The organism is Lysinibacillus sp. FSL M8-0337 (assembly GCF_038593855.1).
Lineage (GTDB): Bacteria > Bacillota > Bacilli > Bacillales_A > Planococcaceae > Lysinibacillus > Lysinibacillus sphaericus_D.
The window spans coordinates 1,181,579-1,198,841 of record NZ_CP151996.1 but is presented as its reverse complement, the minus strand read 5'-3'; the positions used below and the strand labels follow the sequence as shown (position 1 = coordinate 1,198,841).

Here is a 17,263-nt window from a genome sequence, read left to right as displayed (position 1 = left end):
CTCTTTTCACAACTGAAAAGGTACTAAAAAAGAACGTGCACACAACCGATGCTCGTTCTTTGTTTATGTTGATTTAGCTAAATCAAACCTTATGGTAAAACGAATATACGAGTCTACTAACACCACTCCATACTGTAAATCATTTTTATCGAATATGCCATACATTATTACCGAAAAACTGCTAAAGCTATAGGGTTTTAAAGTATCACTTATGTATAATAGAGGAAAGTCATATTAAGGACGTGGTACAATGCGAATCGAAAGAGTCAGTATTCCTAAATCGGCACAGCCTATAATTAGTACATCTAGTAAAGGCGACCAATCAAAATGGCGTATTGGCGACAAATGGGTAAAACAAAATGCCCGTGGCTATGAAGGTCATGCAGAAGTATTGGCGACTCTTGTACTTAGCTGCTCCAGTTTGCCTATCAACCGCTACGTTCAATACTTTCCTTGTGAAATTGAATTACCTGATGGTGAAATGACTAAAGGATGTTATTCATATGATTTTCGTGGAGATTTACAAGAAGTTACACTCGAACGGTTATTTGAGGCAAATTTCACCTCAACTGATGCTATTACTTCAGACAAGACACTATCAACAGCAGAGAAATTTCAGCAACTATCTGCACAAATTGAAAGCTTTACAGGACTTAACGTACGAAAAGAATTGGCACAATTATTTGCTTTTGATGCACTCATTTTAAATGAAGACCGTCATACAAATAACATCCTTTTTTTGTATGACCCTAAACATAAATCATGGTCACTCGCCCCTATTTTTGACAATGGGCTAAGCCTATTATCTGATGAAAAAGATTATGCACAAGGTAAACCGATTTCCATTTTAAAACGAAAAGTAAAAGCAAAGCCACTTAATTCATCGTTTGCAAAGCAACTTTCACTTTATGACGGCCCACCGTTTATTAATAAAAAGCTTTTAATGGCACGCCTGGAAGATAGTCCTTTAGATTTTGGCCGTGCAAAAACCGTTTTACTATCACAACTGAACGACCCTATATTTCAAAAGTTATGGATAGAAGGTGATAATGATGATTGATTTTATGAAATTTGATGTCATGTGGATGGACGAGGTAATTGCTTCTGTAGATTTAAAGCCAGCTAATGGTGGTACACCTTATGTCGTTAATTATATTGAAGATTTCAATAAGCAATTTTCACCAAACATGGAAGGGCATATTACCCTCGAAGAATTAGAACGTTGGTTGAAATGGCGGACTTTCCCCCCTACTCGTATGAATGCACAGGAGCTTCTTGAGAGTCTAGGTTTACAAGCCTATAATCGCTGGGGCATTGTCCGTAAAACACATGGCGTTATGGCAGATGACGAGATTTGGTTACGCTTTAAAGGTGAAACATTGACACATCGAGATGTCTGTTTACGTAAAGATTTATACTACCCTGATTTGGAAACATAATGGAGAATAGCTAGTTGTCGACAAAATAACGACAACTAGCTATTGAGATATCGCTATTAATTAAGTATTTGGCCAAACTTTGCAATCGCTTTCGAGAAGCCATTTATGCTCGGCTTCAAATATCCGTTCTGTCCATGGGTCATTTTCTAAATGACGAATCATCCAGCAAAAATACATTGCATAGCCTGGGGCTGTCGCTTGCGGATGGTCTAATCCTCCAGGTATGGTAAGAAAGCTATTATGCCTGACGCGAAACGCTTCATCACCAACCATTGCACAACCGAACCCTTGCTCTTTATTGAATCGATAGTAATACACTTCTGGCTGTTTATGATGATGTGGAGGATAGCTTGACCAACGCCCAGGGTGAGAAATCACTTCCCCAATAACTAAATTTGAATAAGGGGCAGTTGAATAATCAAAAATCGTTCGGATTGTACGGTAAGACGTTTCATCTAACGTATTTGCACCAGCCTCCTCACTCGTACATTCTTCTGGTAAATATAAACGGCTTGCAAAGATATTGTGATTATTGGTTTTTTGAATAAGCACTTCACTTTCTGCTAATGCTTCTATGATGATTTCAATCCCTTTAAGCATATTGTAAATCCTCCAGTTGGATTATAAGTTAAGCGCTTACTTAAATTGAATTCTACAAAATACAAAAATATAAATCAACACATTTTTTCTCTAAAAAACTTAAAATATCTAGTTAAATAACACTTTTCTTTATTCTGATTTATTGAATAGTTTTCTTTTTATAGAGTCTTATAAACCTTTGCAAATTGATATATAAAGTTTTGTTTAATTTTTCAGAAAATAGAATTACTATTGCAATAAATATTTTTATTTAGCAAAAAAATTCCAAATATACAATTTTTAAACCTTGAAACAGCGAATTAAGTGTTGGATTAAAATGATAACCCTCCACTATAACACCAGCAAGATTCTTTTTGATAAACTGGGTGAAAAATTTAGATAGAGGGATTTATATGATAGGTACAAACGAAATAACATATCTTGAAAAAACTTTAAATCAATTAACAATTGCAAATAAAAAGCTTTCAACAGATATAAATCATCAAGAAAAATATATGGTTGAATATAAAAGTGAACTGGATAAATTTGAAGTGTATAATTACCAGCAACCGTTACGTATGATTGATAAGCGAGGTTTTGCTCATGTGACGGAACGTGAGCACATAAGAAAACTTAATACCTCGATACTACTACACCAATTTTACAGTATCTATACTATAGAGTTATGGACACGTTATTTTAAATGGCCATTTAAATGAGTATCACTTGTTATTCGTTTTGGTTATTTATGTTAATATTTAGATGTAACGAAGCAACATGTTCATTCAATTGTTGAAATACAAATAACGGAGGAAAAGTTAATATGGTAGTTACTTATTGGGCAGGACAAAACCTTACATTGCGAGCGATTCAACCTGAAGATATTGTTATATTTGAATCATTAGATGATGAAATTCTACGAAATATGGACTCACTTCATTTTCCACGTTCGGTTGATAAAATGAGAGAATGGATAGAAGAACAATTGGAAGAAGATGAATTCCGTTTTATTGCAGTGGATAGAGATAATAATATTGTTGGTATGATTGAAACATTTGATTGTGATCAAAAGAATGGTACCTTTGAGTATTATTTGGCTGTATTTGAATCATATAGAGGTAAAGGTTATGCCAAAGAAATGATTTTGATGGTTTTTCGCTTCTTCTTTTTGGAGCTTGCTTATCAAAAAGTAAATGCAACTGTTTATTCTTTCAATAATCCATCCATGCGACTGCATGAAAAATTAGCATTCATGAAAGAGGGGCAACTAAGGAATATCATTTTTACAAAAGGGGCCTATTATGATGGTATTTGTTATGGGATGACAAGAGAAGAATTTGAACTGAATCATGTAGAATATCACTTGTAAAAAAATAAAATAGAAATTACCATATAATTCGGATTATTGGTAGAACTGAAACGTAATAAAAAACTATTATACGGTACCCTAAATAGAATTATTCTTCAAAATAATTTTCCGTAAAAGGGCACTATAACAGAATAAAAATGTTTAGGTTGATTCTCAAACTTTGGAATCAACTTTTTTATGTCTTAAAAAACTATAACAGACTATAACAACTCTAGTCGGTGTTAGGGTAAGCACATCCGTTCACACCATTTATCAGCCTCATTACTAGCTACAGCCTTTGACAGAAAGAGCTTTTTTTTGTAATGAAAACTCACTCAACCGTATCTAGCCGCATATGAGATTCGTGTTCCTCGGACCAGTGCTTTGCCGCCAGCTTCCTTCAGATTCGGCGTCGCCATGGACACCCTTGCTCTTGGCTAACCTCTACTTCTGTCTTCATGGCTCGGGACTTGCACCCTATAGTTTATACACATACCGGGCGCACATTAAAAATGAGTCCGGTGCAATACCGAACTCATTTTACACAAGCTACCTAATGAATTAACCGTGTCTAACTTTTAGGGGTCACTTCAATGTTGTTAAATCAACGTTTTGTGTCTTTTCTTATGAACATTACTTATATGTCTTTTTATACAGGTGGCGTAAACGGTTGACGTAGCAGTATTTTTACTTGTTTGGTTTGTTCTTCTACTTTGCATAAAATCGTGTATATTTCTTAACGTTGTAAATCCGCATAAATCTGACGGGACCCCTGTCAGGATTTATATGCCGATTTCGTCCTGCGAAATTTGAGTTAGTGAGATATAAGAACTCCATTTTGTTTGAAAAAATTGCTAATTTCAGAGGTATCCATCCGTACATCAGGTAGATCTTCTGGAAAATAAATTCCCGGAGCCAGCGGTTTGTCCTCTGGTATGCGCAATAGCTTTTCTGCTTGGACAGCAGCTCCTAAGGCGGTAAGATGAGTCTGACCAAGCGGATCAGAAATTGTGATTTTTCGTTCAACCCAATGCCCATTCTGATCTCGTCCCTTCAGATGAATAAGGATGTGATGTGCACTGCCAGTACCCGGATTGTAGAGCAGGCTTCGTCTAAGTGAACGGAATCTCTCTCCACTTATCATTTTCCATATTCCGCTCTTAACCATTCCGACAAGCATCGAGGTAGCGACTTTGCTGTCGAAAGAGATGCGGAAGTTGGCTGAGTCGACATTGCCAGCCTTTAGCAATGTTACATGATCTGGAGTGTCAAGCCGGTAGCATTTTGCAGTATATCCATCTGGAAATTGGACTTTCACCGGCTCTGTCATTGGAAATACAAGACGTCTTCCTTCAGGTTCCATAATATAGAATGGAATGGTCATACGATCCATGTACGCCGCAGAATCAGGTCCTGCTTTGTCCTGCAGCGAGTATAGCGCATGAATATTAACGACGACGTTCTGAAGTGAGGTCGAATGCAGCATGGCGAATAGTGAAGCAGTTCCCGCCATCCATCCTGAAGACAGCACGACAGAGGAATGAAGATCTGTTTTTTTTAACTTGGTGACCGATTGTTGGAATAGCTCTGTCCAGCGAGTAAGATCGATGAGTGGAATTTTCCTTTTAACTGCTGACAGAAGCAGCCGATCCTGCAGATCGTTGACTGAGTTAATGATCAGCGATACATTGTCGCCTACATAAAGTAGTGGATCATCCGCATTATTATCAACTACGATTGTTTGGACCCGTTCGGACTCGAAAGGTGCCGCTTTTTCCGGTGACCTTCCTCCCAAAGTGATATCCAGTTCGGGGTGCCGATCGTGTAATATTTGAGCAATCTGTCTGCCTACTGCACCGTATCCTCCTACAATAAGTACCATTTTTCTGTTCATATTATCAATCTCCTTTTAAATAATTAAATGATTAAATGTTTAATCTTATAAACGTAATGCTTATAAAAAAAGGATTGACCTGTGCTAGTCAAGTTAATGACATTAGCACTGGCATTCCTCTTCAACGAAATGGACAAGCTGTTTCATAAGCGCTATTACTTCGTCAAACTCAAGACTGTAGAACATTTGCGTCCCCTTCTTCTGAACCTTAAGCAGCCCTGCTTGCCGTAATACTTTCAGGTGATGAGAGACGTTAGGTCGTGACATGGGAATAAGTTCTGTAATTTCGGTCACATTCATACTCTCCTTGTCGATCAGCAACGCTATGATTTGCTGCCGAATAGGGTCTCCCAAGCCATGAAAATAGAGGCTTAGATTCTCGAAAATATGAATTGCCTTCTGATTTCCAATAAATTCGTCCATGCTCATTGCTCACTCCGTTATAATGCTTAATTGTTTAAACCTATTGTAAAGTGTTTCACAAAATAAGTCAATGTGTTGATGAGTTTCATCCATCTATATGGATAGTTTAACAGCAGGGAAGTTGTAAATCCGCATAAACCTGAAGGGACCCCATTACTCCTTCCCCCTTTATATTTTAAAAGGTATGCCTAAAATAAAAGCGATACTCAAATTAAAAACAGCAATGTTTTTCCGCACAAAATTACCTTCTTTTCGTAATACGTTCCAAGCTGAACGTAGAATTGCCACCTAGCAAAATTGTATTATTTGCAGAAATGTTATTTGTTATTATTCAATTCTATTATATAATTTTCTAAATAAAATGATTGATTATCGGCATAAAAAAAGCACCCAATGAAGTAGGATATGCTCCCAGGTGTAGGCATTTAAAACAAATAAAATTTTGAGAGCATATCATTTGTGATAGTGAAGTGCTGTTAAATTGGCCCTCTTTACTTCCAACAGGTTATTTACTTTTTATTACATAGCCGTTGTCTTTTTAATAGAGGACATCTGTATTATTGGCAATGACAATGTTTTCTTTACTAATATTTGCTTCCTTCGAATCTTGTTTGAAAACATGGATAATCCCATCTACTACGTTTTGAATAATTTGGTCATCAAATGTTGACTCCGTGCGTAGTACAACTGAACATGTTATTTCTTGATTCTCCGTATCACCTATACTTGATTCAGAGGTTGCCGAAACTAGAACATCTTCACCTTTTAAACCTGTTTGTTCTGCTATGAGTGATTGTATATCTGCCTCTTTTGCCCTCCGCCACTGCGTTGTTTCTTCATCGACTTCTTCCATCACTCTTACCTTCTTTTCACCATTTGGCAAAAACTCAGTCAATTCACTTGTCACCTCGGGTTGTGGTTTTTTTTGCCCAATAAGATAGTACGATACAGCAATCATCATAACCAAAAGCAGCGAAAATAGTATTGTTTTTTTAGAAATCCTTTTCAACATAATCACACCTTTTTAATTCACTCGATATGAATAGTTAACTACTAAAGAACTCCACCTTTAAAATATGTACTAAACCTCCTTTCAATTATTTTTTAATAATTTATCAGAATTTTTCGTTTAATTCAATTAAAAATAGATGGATATTATTAAAAATCTAATGTCTCTGACCAATATGGACTTCGCTAAAATTCATTCAGGTTTTGTCATTGATGCGGCTTGTGAAACATTAAGAGATTTAGAAGATGAGCGGTTAACCACACTGTTAGCCACTAAAACAATTATTTTAAAGGGTGTTCAAAAACATTCAACAACCGCCAATTTTATTATTGCGCTTATTGGTAGTGGCGGAGCATGTAAATTATAGCTTTCCAATTGTTCATTGATGGAAAGCTTGAAGAAACCATTAAGCTGTAGATCACCACATGTTTCATGCATTATTTCAAAATATCTCAATCGTACACAAAAACAGCACCTCCGATTGTTAGACAATGAAATACGGGTATAGATACTTAAATTTCAATTTGGAGGTGTTTTTTCTATGGGAACAAGAGTGAGTTATCCATATGTCCTTTTCAAAGGCGTAACAGGAGTAGGGAAAATCCACGCCTTCTACGATGAAAAAGGGAATCGAATCCCTGTATAAAATAATGAGGTAGTCGAATCTATTCGACTACCTCATTATGATTTAAGTAACTTTGTATAAACAAAAAAAATTCAGAACCATTCTCAAGAATGTATTGCTTCATCATTTTAGGACTCTCAATAATGCCAATGATGTTTCTTTCATAGTCTACGATTATTGTATAGGATACTTCTGGATTCGCTGAATAAAAGTAAATAAAAGCATCCTCATTAAAAGCTGGTTTATTAGGAATTATTTTCTTTTTCATAAAGAGACTATCTAGTATCGAAATAAAACGCTCTGTTTCCTCTTGATCAAGATAATATGGTTGTCTCATATCTGAAATTAAAACATTATTGATGCTCGCAATATCCAATGCTGGTACAGCCTCATCAAAAGTAATTAGTGGTCTAGTGGAATACCATATTAGCCAAATCACAACTACAATCAACAAAAACCATATTTTTTTATTGCGAATATTCATCATCCTCCTAACCCATTTTCCTTTTTTAATTATATCAAAACACTAGTATTCCATTAAAGTAAAATCCGAATCCACACCAACTCCTGGTCTATCAACATATAAAATCCATATCAAAATTGTACGGGGTGTGCTATGGTAAATTATCGAAACAAATATATCGAAGGTGGAAAAGTATGTTAGAAGTTAGTGAAAGTAAATTAGCTCAATATGTTGTACATTATGTAAGCGATACCCTTGTCTATGGAGAGGAAGCATTTTCTCAACCTGAAGTTATGCTGGAAGCAGCATTTACACAATTAGCATTTAACAAACTCGACTTTGAGCAGCAATATGAATTTTTTCATGAAACAGCTATTGGCTTAAATGAAGTGTATACGTATGTAAAAGCTATTTTTGATGAGGACGCTAGTTTTCTAGAACAATCCAAGCATATCGCTACGCACTTACATAGTGCATCTGGGCATCCGAATATTAAAAGTGGCGAGTTGTTTATTGGCTTATTTGACAATTGTTTTCTGTCTACAGAGCCAAAGAAAGTTATTGCCATTGTCAAAATTGAAGAAAAAGAAATGTTTTTAGATATAAAAAATGAACAAAATAAAATGACTGTTAATGGCATCGACGGCATTAACGTTAAGAAAATGAATAATATGGCTGTCATCGTTGATATGGGAGCTGATGAAGCGCCAGTTGTCTTTATGAAAACGAAGAAAAAAGAAGATGTCGTGTACTGGCAAGAACGTTTTTTAAAAATTAAAGTAGCTGATGAACATTACCATAAAACAAACTTGGCATTAACAGAATGTAAGAAGTATATTTTGAAAGAAGATCGTTTTACCAATACCGAGAAGTTAGGCTTGCTAAATAAAACGCTCGATTATTTCCACAGTGAAGAACAATTTCAAGTCAACGATTATATTGAAACTGTATTCGATGCAGCCGATTCAACGCAAAAAGACATTATCGTCAATTCAGTCAAGCCCTATGAAACCGTGATTTCCGAAAGTGCCCTTGCTAAAGCTGAAAAAAGTTATAAACGTAAAATTAAATTGGATTCCGCGATTGAAATTCAAGTGAACGTCCGTGATATCGAGCAACTGGAAGAGCTTATTGAGGTAGGCTTTGATGAGGAAACAAATCGAAAATTTTATAAAATCTACTTTAATGAAGAAATATAGTCCTACGTAATAAAAATAGTGTTAGATTGATTGCGTTCAATCTAACACTATCGCCTTAAAGATAGGTGAAATCGCCAATAAAACCATACCAGCAAAATTATTGCAATGGAATCTTTACTTCAATATCTTCCCCAATCGGGTTATAGTAATAGTTGAAAAATATTTTAGCTTTACCATTATATTGATCAAAGGACTCTGTTGAATAGAGATACTCATCATCATCTGAAAATGTGCCGCCTTTATATGCTAATGTCGTGCCATCTGCTTTTAAACCACTTCTATAAAATATATGTCGTATACGACCATCCCAATTTTTTGCAGCCGTTTTTAAACTTTGTTGCTCTACAGAAATATCCCAATCTAAAAAATCAGGTTTTGAGAGTACTTCTTGTCTACCAAAATCAACTTCGATAAAGTCCTCCCCCTTTGGAACAGCTTGAACAGCGCCTATCAATACCGTTAATGACTGTGGATTATCAAAATAATTACTTTGCAAATAGAGCGTATATTTGCCGTCCCGAATATCTCCGTTCATTGAATGACTACTACGAATGCTTTCTCTACGCTCACCACTTTCCGTTACGACTGCAATATCATCAAGTGCTAATATTTGCATTGTATTTGCTTTGTCTACTTCAATGTCGAGTGCCAATTTTAGTGGGGTACGGCGAATTTTTGTAATAGTAAACTTTTGACCTTCGACTTCAACAGTACGATTAGCAATAAAAACTTTTTCCTCCGCGATTTCGTTTTGTAAGGAAAACGGTATCGTCATTTCAATTTCCCCTTGATTCTTATCTTTAAAACGAAATACGGCTGTAAAGTCCCGTGAAGTATAGGCCATTGGCTCAGAAAAACTATATTCCACTGAAGATGAAATAAATGCTTGATTTCCCCCACCCATCGTAAATGAACAACCACATTTAATTTCATCGTCTCCTTGGAACAATTGGACTTCCTCCAGATTTAATTCAAATGAAGCATCCGCATCATAGTAAAGGACAAAACCTGACTGATCTGCTATCACGCCTTGTAATGTAAGGGATAGACCATCTTTCGTCTGCGTCTTATTAATTTCTTCATAATATTTATGCTCCACAATATCTTTTATCCCTTTATCTCTTACTACCGCTGATACAATGGCGTCCAGGCCAGGTATTTTTGCAACATAGCTAGCAACAGTTGGCGAAACGCGAATAGAAAGTAATAGACTTAAGCAACACAAAAATACGATTGCTACAGAAGCCATACGCTTCTTTGTTCTTTTTTCTCGCTGTACTTTGCGCAATACATCCATTCGAATTTGTTGAAGTTGCTCCTTTGGCACATCAATTGGTGGTTTTTTCATAGCCAGTCCTCCTTTTCTCTTGCGAAGTTTCTAAGCTTCTTTAGAATGTGATGAAGTTTAGACTTTACAGTACCTTCTGGAATTTGATTGAGCTCGGCAATTTCCTTGTTTTTAAGTTGTTGAAAATATTTCATATAGACGATTTGTTGCTCTGACAAGGTTAATTGCGCTAATAATCTCTCAATATCTGAGTAAATGGCCCATTCAAATACATGATATTCTTCGATCTGAACGGTTTTTTGACGTTTTCGCAAATGGTCTTTACAGCAATTGATTAAGACGCGTACGAGCCATGTTCTGGCATATTCGGGTTGTTGAACGGTATGCATTTTTTTAAGCGCCTTATAAACTAGCTCTTGCATCACGTCTAAAGCGTCTTGCTCATTTTTCATATATGTAAAGGCCATGCGATATAAAATTTCTTCGTCCACTTCAATAAGAGAAAGTATCGCTTGATGATCTCCACGTATGGCACGCTTTGTGATTTCGAATTCCATTCTTTTCGCCTCCTTCCTCCATTAGACTGTAAAATACTTTATTTCGTTCAAAAAAGATTTAATCTAACAAAAAAACCTTCAAATTCTTAATGAATCTGAAAGTTTTTGAATGAATATTTAAAATTAGTTAATCTTGGAAGCTTGTTAAAATGCCATCTTCAAAATAAAGGTATTGACCATTTCCATAAACCCATTGTTCATAAGACCCGTATACTGTTACGGTTCTATTAATATCAATTGGTTCACCCCATAAAGATGCTTTTACTTCGTCATAGGTCATTCCTAAAGTAGGATTCATCCCTCTAGCAGCTTCAATTTTTTCGTCTCTTACTCTCGCTTCTTCCTTTCTTATAATCATCGTATTTAAATTTCGCTGATATTCACTTTCAATATAGTTCCAATCGGTTTCCGTTATAGGTCCGAATGATAAAGGACTTTTATAAGATGTATTCGTTACCCCTGCAATAATTTCATCTTTCATTCTTCCATAATATTTAGGATCAACAGCAAGTGCTAAAGCTCCTGAAGCCTTGTAGGAATTTTGGTCAGTTTGTAAATAAAGAGCATAATTATACATTGCTAAAAATTCCTCATTATCATGAAGTCCTTTTTCATTGTCAAACATTTCTTGAACCTTTTGAAAATCCTTATTTCTAACAGCTTGTTCCATTTCATTCAGCACTAACTCTTTACCCTGTTTTGAAAACTTCTCCATTTTAATCCAATTATCACGACTGACCGCTGACCTAATTCTGTAATACTTCGAACTTATAAAAGTATAATTATTTTCACTTATCAATTGGTCTACAAATTTTGTACTAAATTCATCTACTTTATCAGTTTCCGATTCTGGTAAATCTAAAGTTTCTAATTTCACCAAAAGATCTTCATAGTTCTTTTCCTTTAAAAGCGTTTCTAAAGCAAGAATTTCTGATTCAGCCCTTATTTCATTTTCTTCCTTAACAGTTTTTTCACTATTACAACCTGATAATAATAAACTGAAGCCCAATCCTAATACTAAATGTTTAATCTTTATCAACCAGTACACTCCCTTACTATGTTCTTTCGTATGTATTAATCACCATTATAAATCTATTTTGGTAATCTATAACAAACTCTATTTTATATTTTCACATAATTACAATCAACCTATTTAGTGATTAATGGAAGGAAGCTATCCATTCTACTCTATCGATAAACAAAAATGGACCTCACGAAAGTGAAGCCCATTAATAAATTATACTGGCAGAACATCGTACCGACTCATTGCTTAGAAATATACTTAATAACTTGTTAAAAATACTTTACCGTTCGTCTTTTTAGTAGCTTCAACAGCGTCAATTGCCTTTGTTAAATCTGATAAGTCATAGGCGGAATCGACCTGCATTAAGTGCAATTTTTTGTCATTGATGAGCGTAGCCAAATGAATAAACATTTCTTGCCATTTGCTTACGGATACATTTTTATTCCAATTCCTCAAATGAAACATATTGGCATTCAATTGTGCGCTATTGACAATATGTGCCCAATTGACTTGAATTCCTGATAGTAGACCTATGGTTAAGAAGTGCCCATTAGGATGGACACATGTAGCTAATTCATTGCCATCAGAGCCTCCAATCGAATCAATTGCTGCATTTGCACCTATTCCATTTGTCAATTCCATAACGGTTTCATAAAGACCACTTCTAGAAGTATCTATTACATCAGAAGCTCCCAGATGAAGTAATTTCTCTGTATGCTTATTATTTCTTGTCACGCCAATCAATCGAAAACCTATTATTTTAGAAAATTGAGCAAAAATGTGTCCAATAGCTGAACCACAAGCATTCACCAATAAAACATCATTTGCTTTTAATTTTAACACTTCTGTACAAACTACCCACGCAGTAGCTGGATTGATATACATTTGAGCAGCTGTAAAATCATCTATTGAATCAGGTACAGGAACGATAAATTCTGCTGATGTTTTAACAAATTCTTGCCATGTTCCTTCTCCACGTAAAGGTAACACACGTTTACCAATAAGATTCTTCGAAACAGAAGAACCTACATTCTCAACAATTCCAACCCCTTCATAACCTGGAATGTTGGGCAATGCTATACGATGAGCATACGATCCTCTAATCGGAATTAAATCAGAGGGATTAATTGGTCTTACTAGCATTCGTACAAGCACTTCATTATCCTTAGGTGGCTCAATCGTTTTATACTCGAGTTTTAATACCTCTTTAGGGCTACCAAATTCATTGAAATGAATATACTTTACATCCATCTTATCATGCTCCTTATTAGTACTAGAGTAATTGAAGTATAGCATTATCTGGTGTATTACTTCGTCAACAGTATTTGATCATCATCACAGATGGTATAATTTAACTGACTAGTAGTCAAATTTTGTTTAGGAGGTTGATAGGATGATAAACAGAAGAAATAGGTACTTAAAAAACTAGGGGATTATGACTAAGTAACCAATCTTTTAGCGTCTCCCCACATTTTGAAAGGGGAAAATTATTTGAAGCAACTATTATTAATCATCGACGCACAGCAAGCATTAATTGATGGAAATCAAGAAAAAGGTCAAATTTTCAATAAAGAGAGGCTTATTATTACTATTAATAAAGTAATTAACAAAGCAATAGCAGCAACAGTTCCAGTTATTTTTGTGAGGGATCTTGATGTAGCTGAAGGACAGGGAGAAGGATTTCAAATTCACAATGAAATTACTGTACCTACTGAAGCAAAGATCTTTGATAAATCTGCAACAAATTCTTTTTATGGGACAGGACTGCTTGAACATTTAACAACACAGCATATTGAACATATTGTAATAATGGGCTGTGAAACACAGCACTGTATAGATAGTGCTGTTAGAACGGCAACAATCAGTGGTTTTGATGTAACGTTAGTGGGCGATGGGCATTCAACATTGGGCAATGCTATTTTAAGTTCCGAACAAATTATACAGCATCATAATACTACACTGCACGGTCATTATAATGTTGAACACTTTTCTATTGTTAGAAATTCCGAGGAAGAATTATTTTGTCCCACTCATAATTCTTATCGGAATAGTTAAAAATAATTTTTAAAATTAATCATTCAATGAAGAGAGCCGGCAATAAGCACAAAGGACTTGCGTGTATTTATGCGCAAGTCCTTTATGTGGTATGTTATTTCGACTGTTGGAAAGTCAACTTTTATTCTCATTCGTGCACACAGCCGCCATTTCAGAACTTTATAGTACAATCGTTTTTTAAAGCTTTTTTGTGTAATAATATCGCTCACCTGTTAGTGGATAATGAGTGAGTACAAATTCTTCTTTATAGCCAAGCTTCACGTAAAAATCAGGTGCCTGAAAACTAAACGTATTCAGAAATGCATATTTACATCCTCTATCAATAGCTATTTTCTCGGCTTTACGCATCAGTTCCGTACCAATATGTTGTCCACGAAGTTCTTCACTTACCCATAAATACTCAACTTCTAGCCAATTTCCATGTGTCTCTCCAATTAGCCCAGCAACTCTAGTTCCTTTTTCATCTTCGACAAAAATTCCAATATCTTTTACTATTTTTTCTTCAAGATTTGAAAGATTATATTTTAATAACGCTTGAAAAATATGCGATTTCTCCTCATTAGTCACTTTTTCACATTCAATAAATTTCATTTTTCTGCCTCCTCTATTACTTTATTAACTATTGAAAGAAGATACCCCTTTTTTAAAATACGCTTGCCGTTTTGTCCCCGTTACTGCTTTCCAAGCTAATAACCCTAAGAACAAGAAAGACATTGAAGCAATTAACCCAACAGGTCGAATGGAGGTGAATTCAGCGGCCAAACCTATTACAATCGTTACAGCAACAATTATACTTGCTTCAATAACACGAAAGAGGCTTTCAAACCTTCCCATTATCTTTACAGGCACATGATTTTGGTAAAAAGTCAAATAGCCTGTATTTGCAAATGTTACAGCGAAACCTATTAAAAATACACCCGGTACCGCGCTAAAAAAACCGCTCGCACTATAAAATACTAGATAACCGATTGAGGTGAAAATTGTGCCAACACCAATTAAATGATTCACTGCGAGTCGCTTTGTAAATATAGAATTAATGATGGACGCGATGATAATGCCAGCTCCAAAGATACTTAATAAATACCCATAATTAGTATCTGAAATTGACAGTACACCTTTAGCAAATGCTGCCTCTAGAGAATCGATTGCAGTCATAAATATCGTAGTACTGCTAAATAATAAATAGATTTTGGTAATATAGGCATTTTTCTTACTAAAATTAAAAACTATATGACAATCATTTTTTATTAGTTCCCATGAAAATCTTTGCATTTCTGTCTCTTTGTCTCTTACATCGACATTAGGTAGTATCATGATAATAAGCGCCGAAAAAAGTAATGCGACTGCATTTATATGAATGGCGGTATAAGGTGTGCCCATCCAAAATAATATACCCGCAATGCCAGGACCTATTAACGAACCACAAGAATTGATAAAACTACGTAGTGCATTAAAACGTTGCCGATCTTTTTCAGGGATTAGTTTCGTCATATAAACCATTGATGTAGGCTGAAATATAGCACTGCCCACATTAATGATAAATGCTAGTACATAGACATAAATAAGCGAAGGTAAAAAAGGAATTACTGCAATACATAATGCCCGGAACAAGTCCAACCCCATCATAAGTAGCCGTGTATTTACCCGATCAATTAAGCTACCTGCCCAAGTATTTGAAAAAATCGTTGCGATTGGACCGAGGATATATAATAAAGCAATGGCAAGTGGGGAACCTGTTTCACCCAATATAATTAAATTAAGTGCAATCAAATAAACCCATGCACCCACATTTGAAATGCCTATCCCCCCTAATAGCATTAAAGGATACTTCCATCTGGACATTACCACCACTCCTATTTTATTTTTAATAAAACAAAATAAAAAACTCACCCCCAAGATAGTATCTTGGGGGCGAGTCATATCGCGGTGCCACCCCAGTTCGTTTCTACATTGCTGTAGCAACCTTATCGAGTACGGCATTTTAAACAATCGTGCGATACTCTATCCCGTTAACGTGAGAATACGTTGCATCATCATTGTGTCAACAAATAAATCCAATGCACAGCTCCAAGCCTTGTTTCAACATATTTCGTATCCCTCCTTTTCAGCTCCCGGAGGTCTCTGTAGATCGTACGTATGTTTACTCTTCTTTTCATAGCTTTTCATATATAATTTTGTAAATCTTATACTATTTTAACTCGAAATTCAATACAAAAATGGCTATAAATTATTTTATTTCATGCATAACTCAACTTATATTTTTGTTTTAATATGATAAAAAGCTGTCATTTTGGATAAGGATTGTTCTAAATGACAGCTTCTTTAATTATAAATTCTTTATAATTTCCTTGCGCTCTTTGTAATATAACTTAAGTGGGGAGATGATATTAATCAAACATATTTGCGAACGCGCAATTTTCTTAGCTTTTATTACAATTTCTGATATATCTGTACGTCGTTTTTGTTATTGTTTACGGGATCCGTTTTATGGAAATATTGGTAGTGCAAGGTGAAAGTCCACTGAGCTGAAAACTAAAAAATGGAGTGATGATATTACAATGTATGAATCAATGTTGAACCAAATCGATGCTGTTACGGGCAGCGGAAAGGTCATAATTTCTGCGAATGAGTCTACTGTTGTAGAAATCGTAAAGGAGACAATCGAAAGCGGAAGGTCCGCATCGTTCTACTTGACCAATGACCAGGCCAAAGCGGTCAAGATGTGGTACTGGACGCCAGAACGAATCAAAGCTTCCAAAATCCAGCCCATATCGAACGACGAGAAGGCTAGGATCAAGGCTGAACTGGGAATTGAAGTCCATTCCTTCCGCTTTAGCCCAATCCAGTGTGAGTGTGGACATATATATGGAGGGTTTGAGTTCTTGCAACAGGGAGTCCGCGATCATGGAGTAAATTCTATAAAAGCCGTCTTCAATCTGAAGAACTCAATGTTCCTTCAAGCCAATCCCACTTTAGTCCCCGTCTGCCCGAACTGTAACCAAATGCTAATAAGCCGAGACGGAGGTCCTGACGGAGGTCCAATTCTAGGAGATCTCGAATACGACTGTGACCAGTATGTGGGATGCTGCATAGTTGAAAGAGAGCCAAGAGTGTGATGCACTGACCCAATTTGAAAGGTTCTTATCATTGGTATTCAGGGCCATAACAGGCTTTAGTTCAATAAGTCAATATATAGAAAAATGCTCAGAGCCTTATACTCCGAGCATTTTTCTATATCAATTTTTGTGTTAATTTGCTTTTTATTTCTGGTGCTAATTCTATTGTGATACCTGCCACTAATTCACATTTTTCACTTCAAAACTGAATCCGTTAATTTAATGCATTTTGTTGTTTAGCGGG

18 protein-coding genes, 1 pseudogene and 1 other annotated feature are annotated in these 17,263 nt (G+C 35.6%); of the genes and pseudogenes, 8 read left to right on the top strand and 11 right to left on the bottom strand.

Features of this window, described 5'->3' with window-relative positions:
- Positions 1-250 precede the first annotated feature (250 nt).
- Both MKY08_RS05480 and MKY08_RS05475 read left to right on the top strand, forming a co-directional pair.
- Positions 251-1,060: a hypothetical protein gene (locus tag MKY08_RS05480; RefSeq protein ID WP_141705566.1), complete on the top strand. Its 810-nt coding sequence runs from the start codon at positions 251-253 to the stop codon at positions 1,058-1,060.
- Entirely contained in the window at positions 1,053-1,439 is a 387-nt protein-coding gene (locus MKY08_RS05475; protein ID WP_024361564.1) for a hypothetical protein, read from the top strand. The genes MKY08_RS05480 and MKY08_RS05475 overlap by 8 nt, the downstream gene beginning before the upstream one ends.
- A gap of 60 nt (positions 1,440-1,499) precedes the next feature.
- Here MKY08_RS05475 and MKY08_RS05470 read toward each other — a convergent pair.
- A pseudogene (locus MKY08_RS05470) lies at positions 1,500-2,042 on the bottom strand (5-deoxy-glucuronate isomerase); the annotation flags it as partial.
- Positions 2,043-2,431: 389 nt separating this feature from the next.
- Between MKY08_RS05470 and MKY08_RS05465 the strand changes: the two are divergent.
- Positions 2,432-2,737 carry a hypothetical protein gene (locus MKY08_RS05465; protein WP_069509942.1) on the top strand — a complete coding sequence of 102 codons (306 nt, stop codon included), beginning with the start codon at positions 2,432-2,434 and terminating at the stop codon, positions 2,735-2,737.
- 104 nt (positions 2,738-2,841) lie between these two features.
- On the top strand, positions 2,842-3,387 hold the full coding sequence (locus tag MKY08_RS05460) for a GNAT family protein (RefSeq protein WP_069509944.1): 546 nt from the start codon (positions 2,842-2,844) through the stop codon (positions 3,385-3,387).
- Positions 3,388-4,180: 793 nt separating this feature from the next.
- Here the strand turns inward: MKY08_RS05460 and MKY08_RS05455 are convergent.
- From MKY08_RS05455 to MKY08_RS05445, 3 genes are all read right to left on the bottom strand, one after another.
- Positions 4,181-5,260 (bottom strand): saccharopine dehydrogenase, encoded by a 1,080-nt coding sequence (locus tag MKY08_RS05455; RefSeq protein WP_069509946.1) that lies wholly within the window; start codon positions 5,258-5,260, stop codon positions 4,181-4,183.
- Positions 5,261-5,362: 102 nt separating this feature from the next.
- A complete protein-coding gene (locus MKY08_RS05450) occupies positions 5,363-5,683 on the bottom strand; it encodes a metalloregulator ArsR/SmtB family transcription factor (protein WP_069510759.1) in 321 nt (106 codons plus the stop codon).
- 538 nt (positions 5,684-6,221) lie between these two features.
- Positions 6,222-6,695 carry a hypothetical protein gene (locus MKY08_RS05445; RefSeq protein WP_141705567.1) on the bottom strand — a complete coding sequence of 158 codons (474 nt, stop codon included), beginning with the start codon at positions 6,693-6,695 and terminating at the stop codon, positions 6,222-6,224.
- 172 nt (positions 6,696-6,867) lie between these two features.
- Here MKY08_RS05445 and MKY08_RS05440 point away from each other — a divergent pair, with 172 nt between their 5' ends.
- Positions 6,868-7,059 (top strand): hypothetical protein, encoded by a 192-nt coding sequence (locus MKY08_RS05440; RefSeq protein WP_069509949.1) that lies wholly within the window; start codon positions 6,868-6,870, stop codon positions 7,057-7,059.
- Between the two features lie 298 nt (positions 7,060-7,357).
- On the opposite strand, the gene MKY08_RS05435 is transcribed toward MKY08_RS05440, so the two are convergent.
- Positions 7,358-7,804 (bottom strand): hypothetical protein, encoded by a 447-nt coding sequence (locus MKY08_RS05435; RefSeq protein ID WP_141705568.1) that lies wholly within the window; start codon positions 7,802-7,804, stop codon positions 7,358-7,360.
- A gap of 170 nt (positions 7,805-7,974) precedes the next feature.
- On the opposite strand from MKY08_RS05435, the gene MKY08_RS05430 reads away from it, so the two are divergent.
- Positions 7,975-8,979, top strand: a complete 1,005-nt coding sequence (locus tag MKY08_RS05430) for a nucleoid-associated protein (protein WP_069509953.1) — start codon at positions 7,975-7,977, stop codon at positions 8,977-8,979.
- A gap of 97 nt (positions 8,980-9,076) precedes the next feature.
- On the opposite strand, the gene MKY08_RS05425 is transcribed toward MKY08_RS05430, so the two are convergent.
- From MKY08_RS05425 to MKY08_RS05410, 4 genes are all read right to left on the bottom strand, one after another.
- Positions 9,077-10,327 (bottom strand): DUF4179 domain-containing protein, encoded by a 1,251-nt coding sequence (locus tag MKY08_RS05425; protein ID WP_024361589.1) that lies wholly within the window; start codon positions 10,325-10,327, stop codon positions 9,077-9,079.
- Complete coding sequence (locus MKY08_RS05420; protein WP_069509955.1) at positions 10,324-10,824, bottom strand: sigma-70 family RNA polymerase sigma factor; 501 nt, start codon at positions 10,822-10,824, stop codon at positions 10,324-10,326. The genes MKY08_RS05425 and MKY08_RS05420 overlap by 4 nt, the downstream gene beginning before the upstream one ends.
- A 127-nt stretch (positions 10,825-10,951) precedes the next feature.
- The gene (locus tag MKY08_RS05415) at positions 10,952-11,863 is read right to left on the bottom strand and encodes a hypothetical protein (protein WP_069509957.1); all 912 of its coding nucleotides are present in this window, start codon (positions 11,861-11,863) and stop codon (positions 10,952-10,954) included.
- Positions 11,864-12,106: 243 nt separating this feature from the next.
- Positions 12,107-13,099 (bottom strand): zinc-dependent alcohol dehydrogenase family protein, encoded by a 993-nt coding sequence (locus tag MKY08_RS05410; RefSeq protein ID WP_069509959.1) that lies wholly within the window; start codon positions 13,097-13,099, stop codon positions 12,107-12,109.
- A 240-nt stretch (positions 13,100-13,339) separates the two neighbouring features.
- On the opposite strand from MKY08_RS05410, the gene MKY08_RS05405 reads away from it, so the two are divergent.
- Complete coding sequence (locus MKY08_RS05405) at positions 13,340-13,903, top strand: cysteine hydrolase family protein (RefSeq protein WP_069509961.1); 564 nt, start codon at positions 13,340-13,342, stop codon at positions 13,901-13,903.
- 177 nt (positions 13,904-14,080) lie between these two features.
- Here the strand turns inward: MKY08_RS05405 and MKY08_RS05400 are convergent, their stop codons facing one another.
- Both MKY08_RS05400 and MKY08_RS05395 read right to left on the bottom strand, forming a co-directional pair.
- The gene (locus MKY08_RS05400; protein ID WP_069509963.1) at positions 14,081-14,494 is read right to left on the bottom strand and encodes a GNAT family N-acetyltransferase; all 414 of its coding nucleotides are present in this window, start codon (positions 14,492-14,494) and stop codon (positions 14,081-14,083) included.
- Between the two features lie 24 nt (positions 14,495-14,518).
- Positions 14,519-15,745, bottom strand: a complete 1,227-nt coding sequence (locus MKY08_RS05395; RefSeq protein WP_069509965.1) for an MFS transporter — start codon at positions 15,743-15,745, stop codon at positions 14,519-14,521.
- A gap of 62 nt (positions 15,746-15,807) precedes the next feature.
- Positions 15,808-16,068, bottom strand: a binding site (T-box leader).
- A 393-nt stretch (positions 16,069-16,461) separates the two neighbouring features.
- Here MKY08_RS05395 and MKY08_RS05390 point away from each other — a divergent pair.
- Positions 16,462-17,019 (top strand): hypothetical protein, encoded by a 558-nt coding sequence (locus tag MKY08_RS05390; RefSeq protein WP_069509967.1) that lies wholly within the window; start codon positions 16,462-16,464, stop codon positions 17,017-17,019.
- The last annotated feature ends 244 nt before the right edge of the window (positions 17,020-17,263 follow it).

Excerpts from the sequence above, each read along its gene's own strand:
- MKY08_RS05480 (WP_141705566.1), top strand. The coding sequence starts at position 251 with ATGCGAATCGAAAGAGTCAGTATTCCTAAATCGGCACAGCCTATAATT.
- MKY08_RS05475 (WP_024361564.1), top strand. The coding sequence starts at position 1,053 with ATGATTGATTTTATGAAATTTGATGTCATGTGGATGGACGAGGTAATT.
- MKY08_RS05465 (WP_069509942.1), top strand. The coding sequence starts at position 2,432 with ATGATAGGTACAAACGAAATAACATATCTTGAAAAAACTTTAAATCAA.
- MKY08_RS05460 (WP_069509944.1), top strand. The coding sequence starts at position 2,842 with ATGGTAGTTACTTATTGGGCAGGACAAAACCTTACATTGCGAGCGATT.
- MKY08_RS05455 (WP_069509946.1), bottom strand. The coding sequence starts at position 5,260 with ATGAACAGAAAAATGGTACTTATTGTAGGAGGATACGGTGCAGTAGGC.
- MKY08_RS05450 (WP_069510759.1), bottom strand. The coding sequence starts at position 5,683 with ATGGACGAATTTATTGGAAATCAGAAGGCAATTCATATTTTCGAGAAT.
- MKY08_RS05445 (WP_141705567.1), bottom strand. The coding sequence starts at position 6,695 with ATGTTGAAAAGGATTTCTAAAAAAACAATACTATTTTCGCTGCTTTTG.
- MKY08_RS05440 (WP_069509949.1), top strand. The coding sequence starts at position 6,868 with ATGGACTTCGCTAAAATTCATTCAGGTTTTGTCATTGATGCGGCTTGT.
- MKY08_RS05435 (WP_141705568.1), bottom strand. The coding sequence starts at position 7,804 with ATGATGAATATTCGCAATAAAAAAATATGGTTTTTGTTGATTGTAGTT.
- MKY08_RS05430 (WP_069509953.1), top strand. The coding sequence starts at position 7,975 with ATGTTAGAAGTTAGTGAAAGTAAATTAGCTCAATATGTTGTACATTAT.
- MKY08_RS05425 (WP_024361589.1), bottom strand. The coding sequence starts at position 10,327 with ATGAAAAAACCACCAATTGATGTGCCAAAGGAGCAACTTCAACAAATT.
- MKY08_RS05420 (WP_069509955.1), bottom strand. The coding sequence starts at position 10,824 with ATGGAATTCGAAATCACAAAGCGTGCCATACGTGGAGATCATCAAGCG.
- MKY08_RS05410 (WP_069509959.1), bottom strand. The coding sequence starts at position 13,099 with ATGGATGTAAAGTATATTCATTTCAATGAATTTGGTAGCCCTAAAGAG.
- MKY08_RS05400 (WP_069509963.1), bottom strand. The coding sequence starts at position 14,494 with ATGAAATTTATTGAATGTGAAAAAGTGACTAATGAGGAGAAATCGCAT.
- MKY08_RS05395 (WP_069509965.1), bottom strand. The coding sequence starts at position 15,745 with ATGTCCAGATGGAAGTATCCTTTAATGCTATTAGGGGGGATAGGCATT.
- MKY08_RS05390 (WP_069509967.1), top strand. The coding sequence starts at position 16,462 with ATGTATGAATCAATGTTGAACCAAATCGATGCTGTTACGGGCAGCGGA.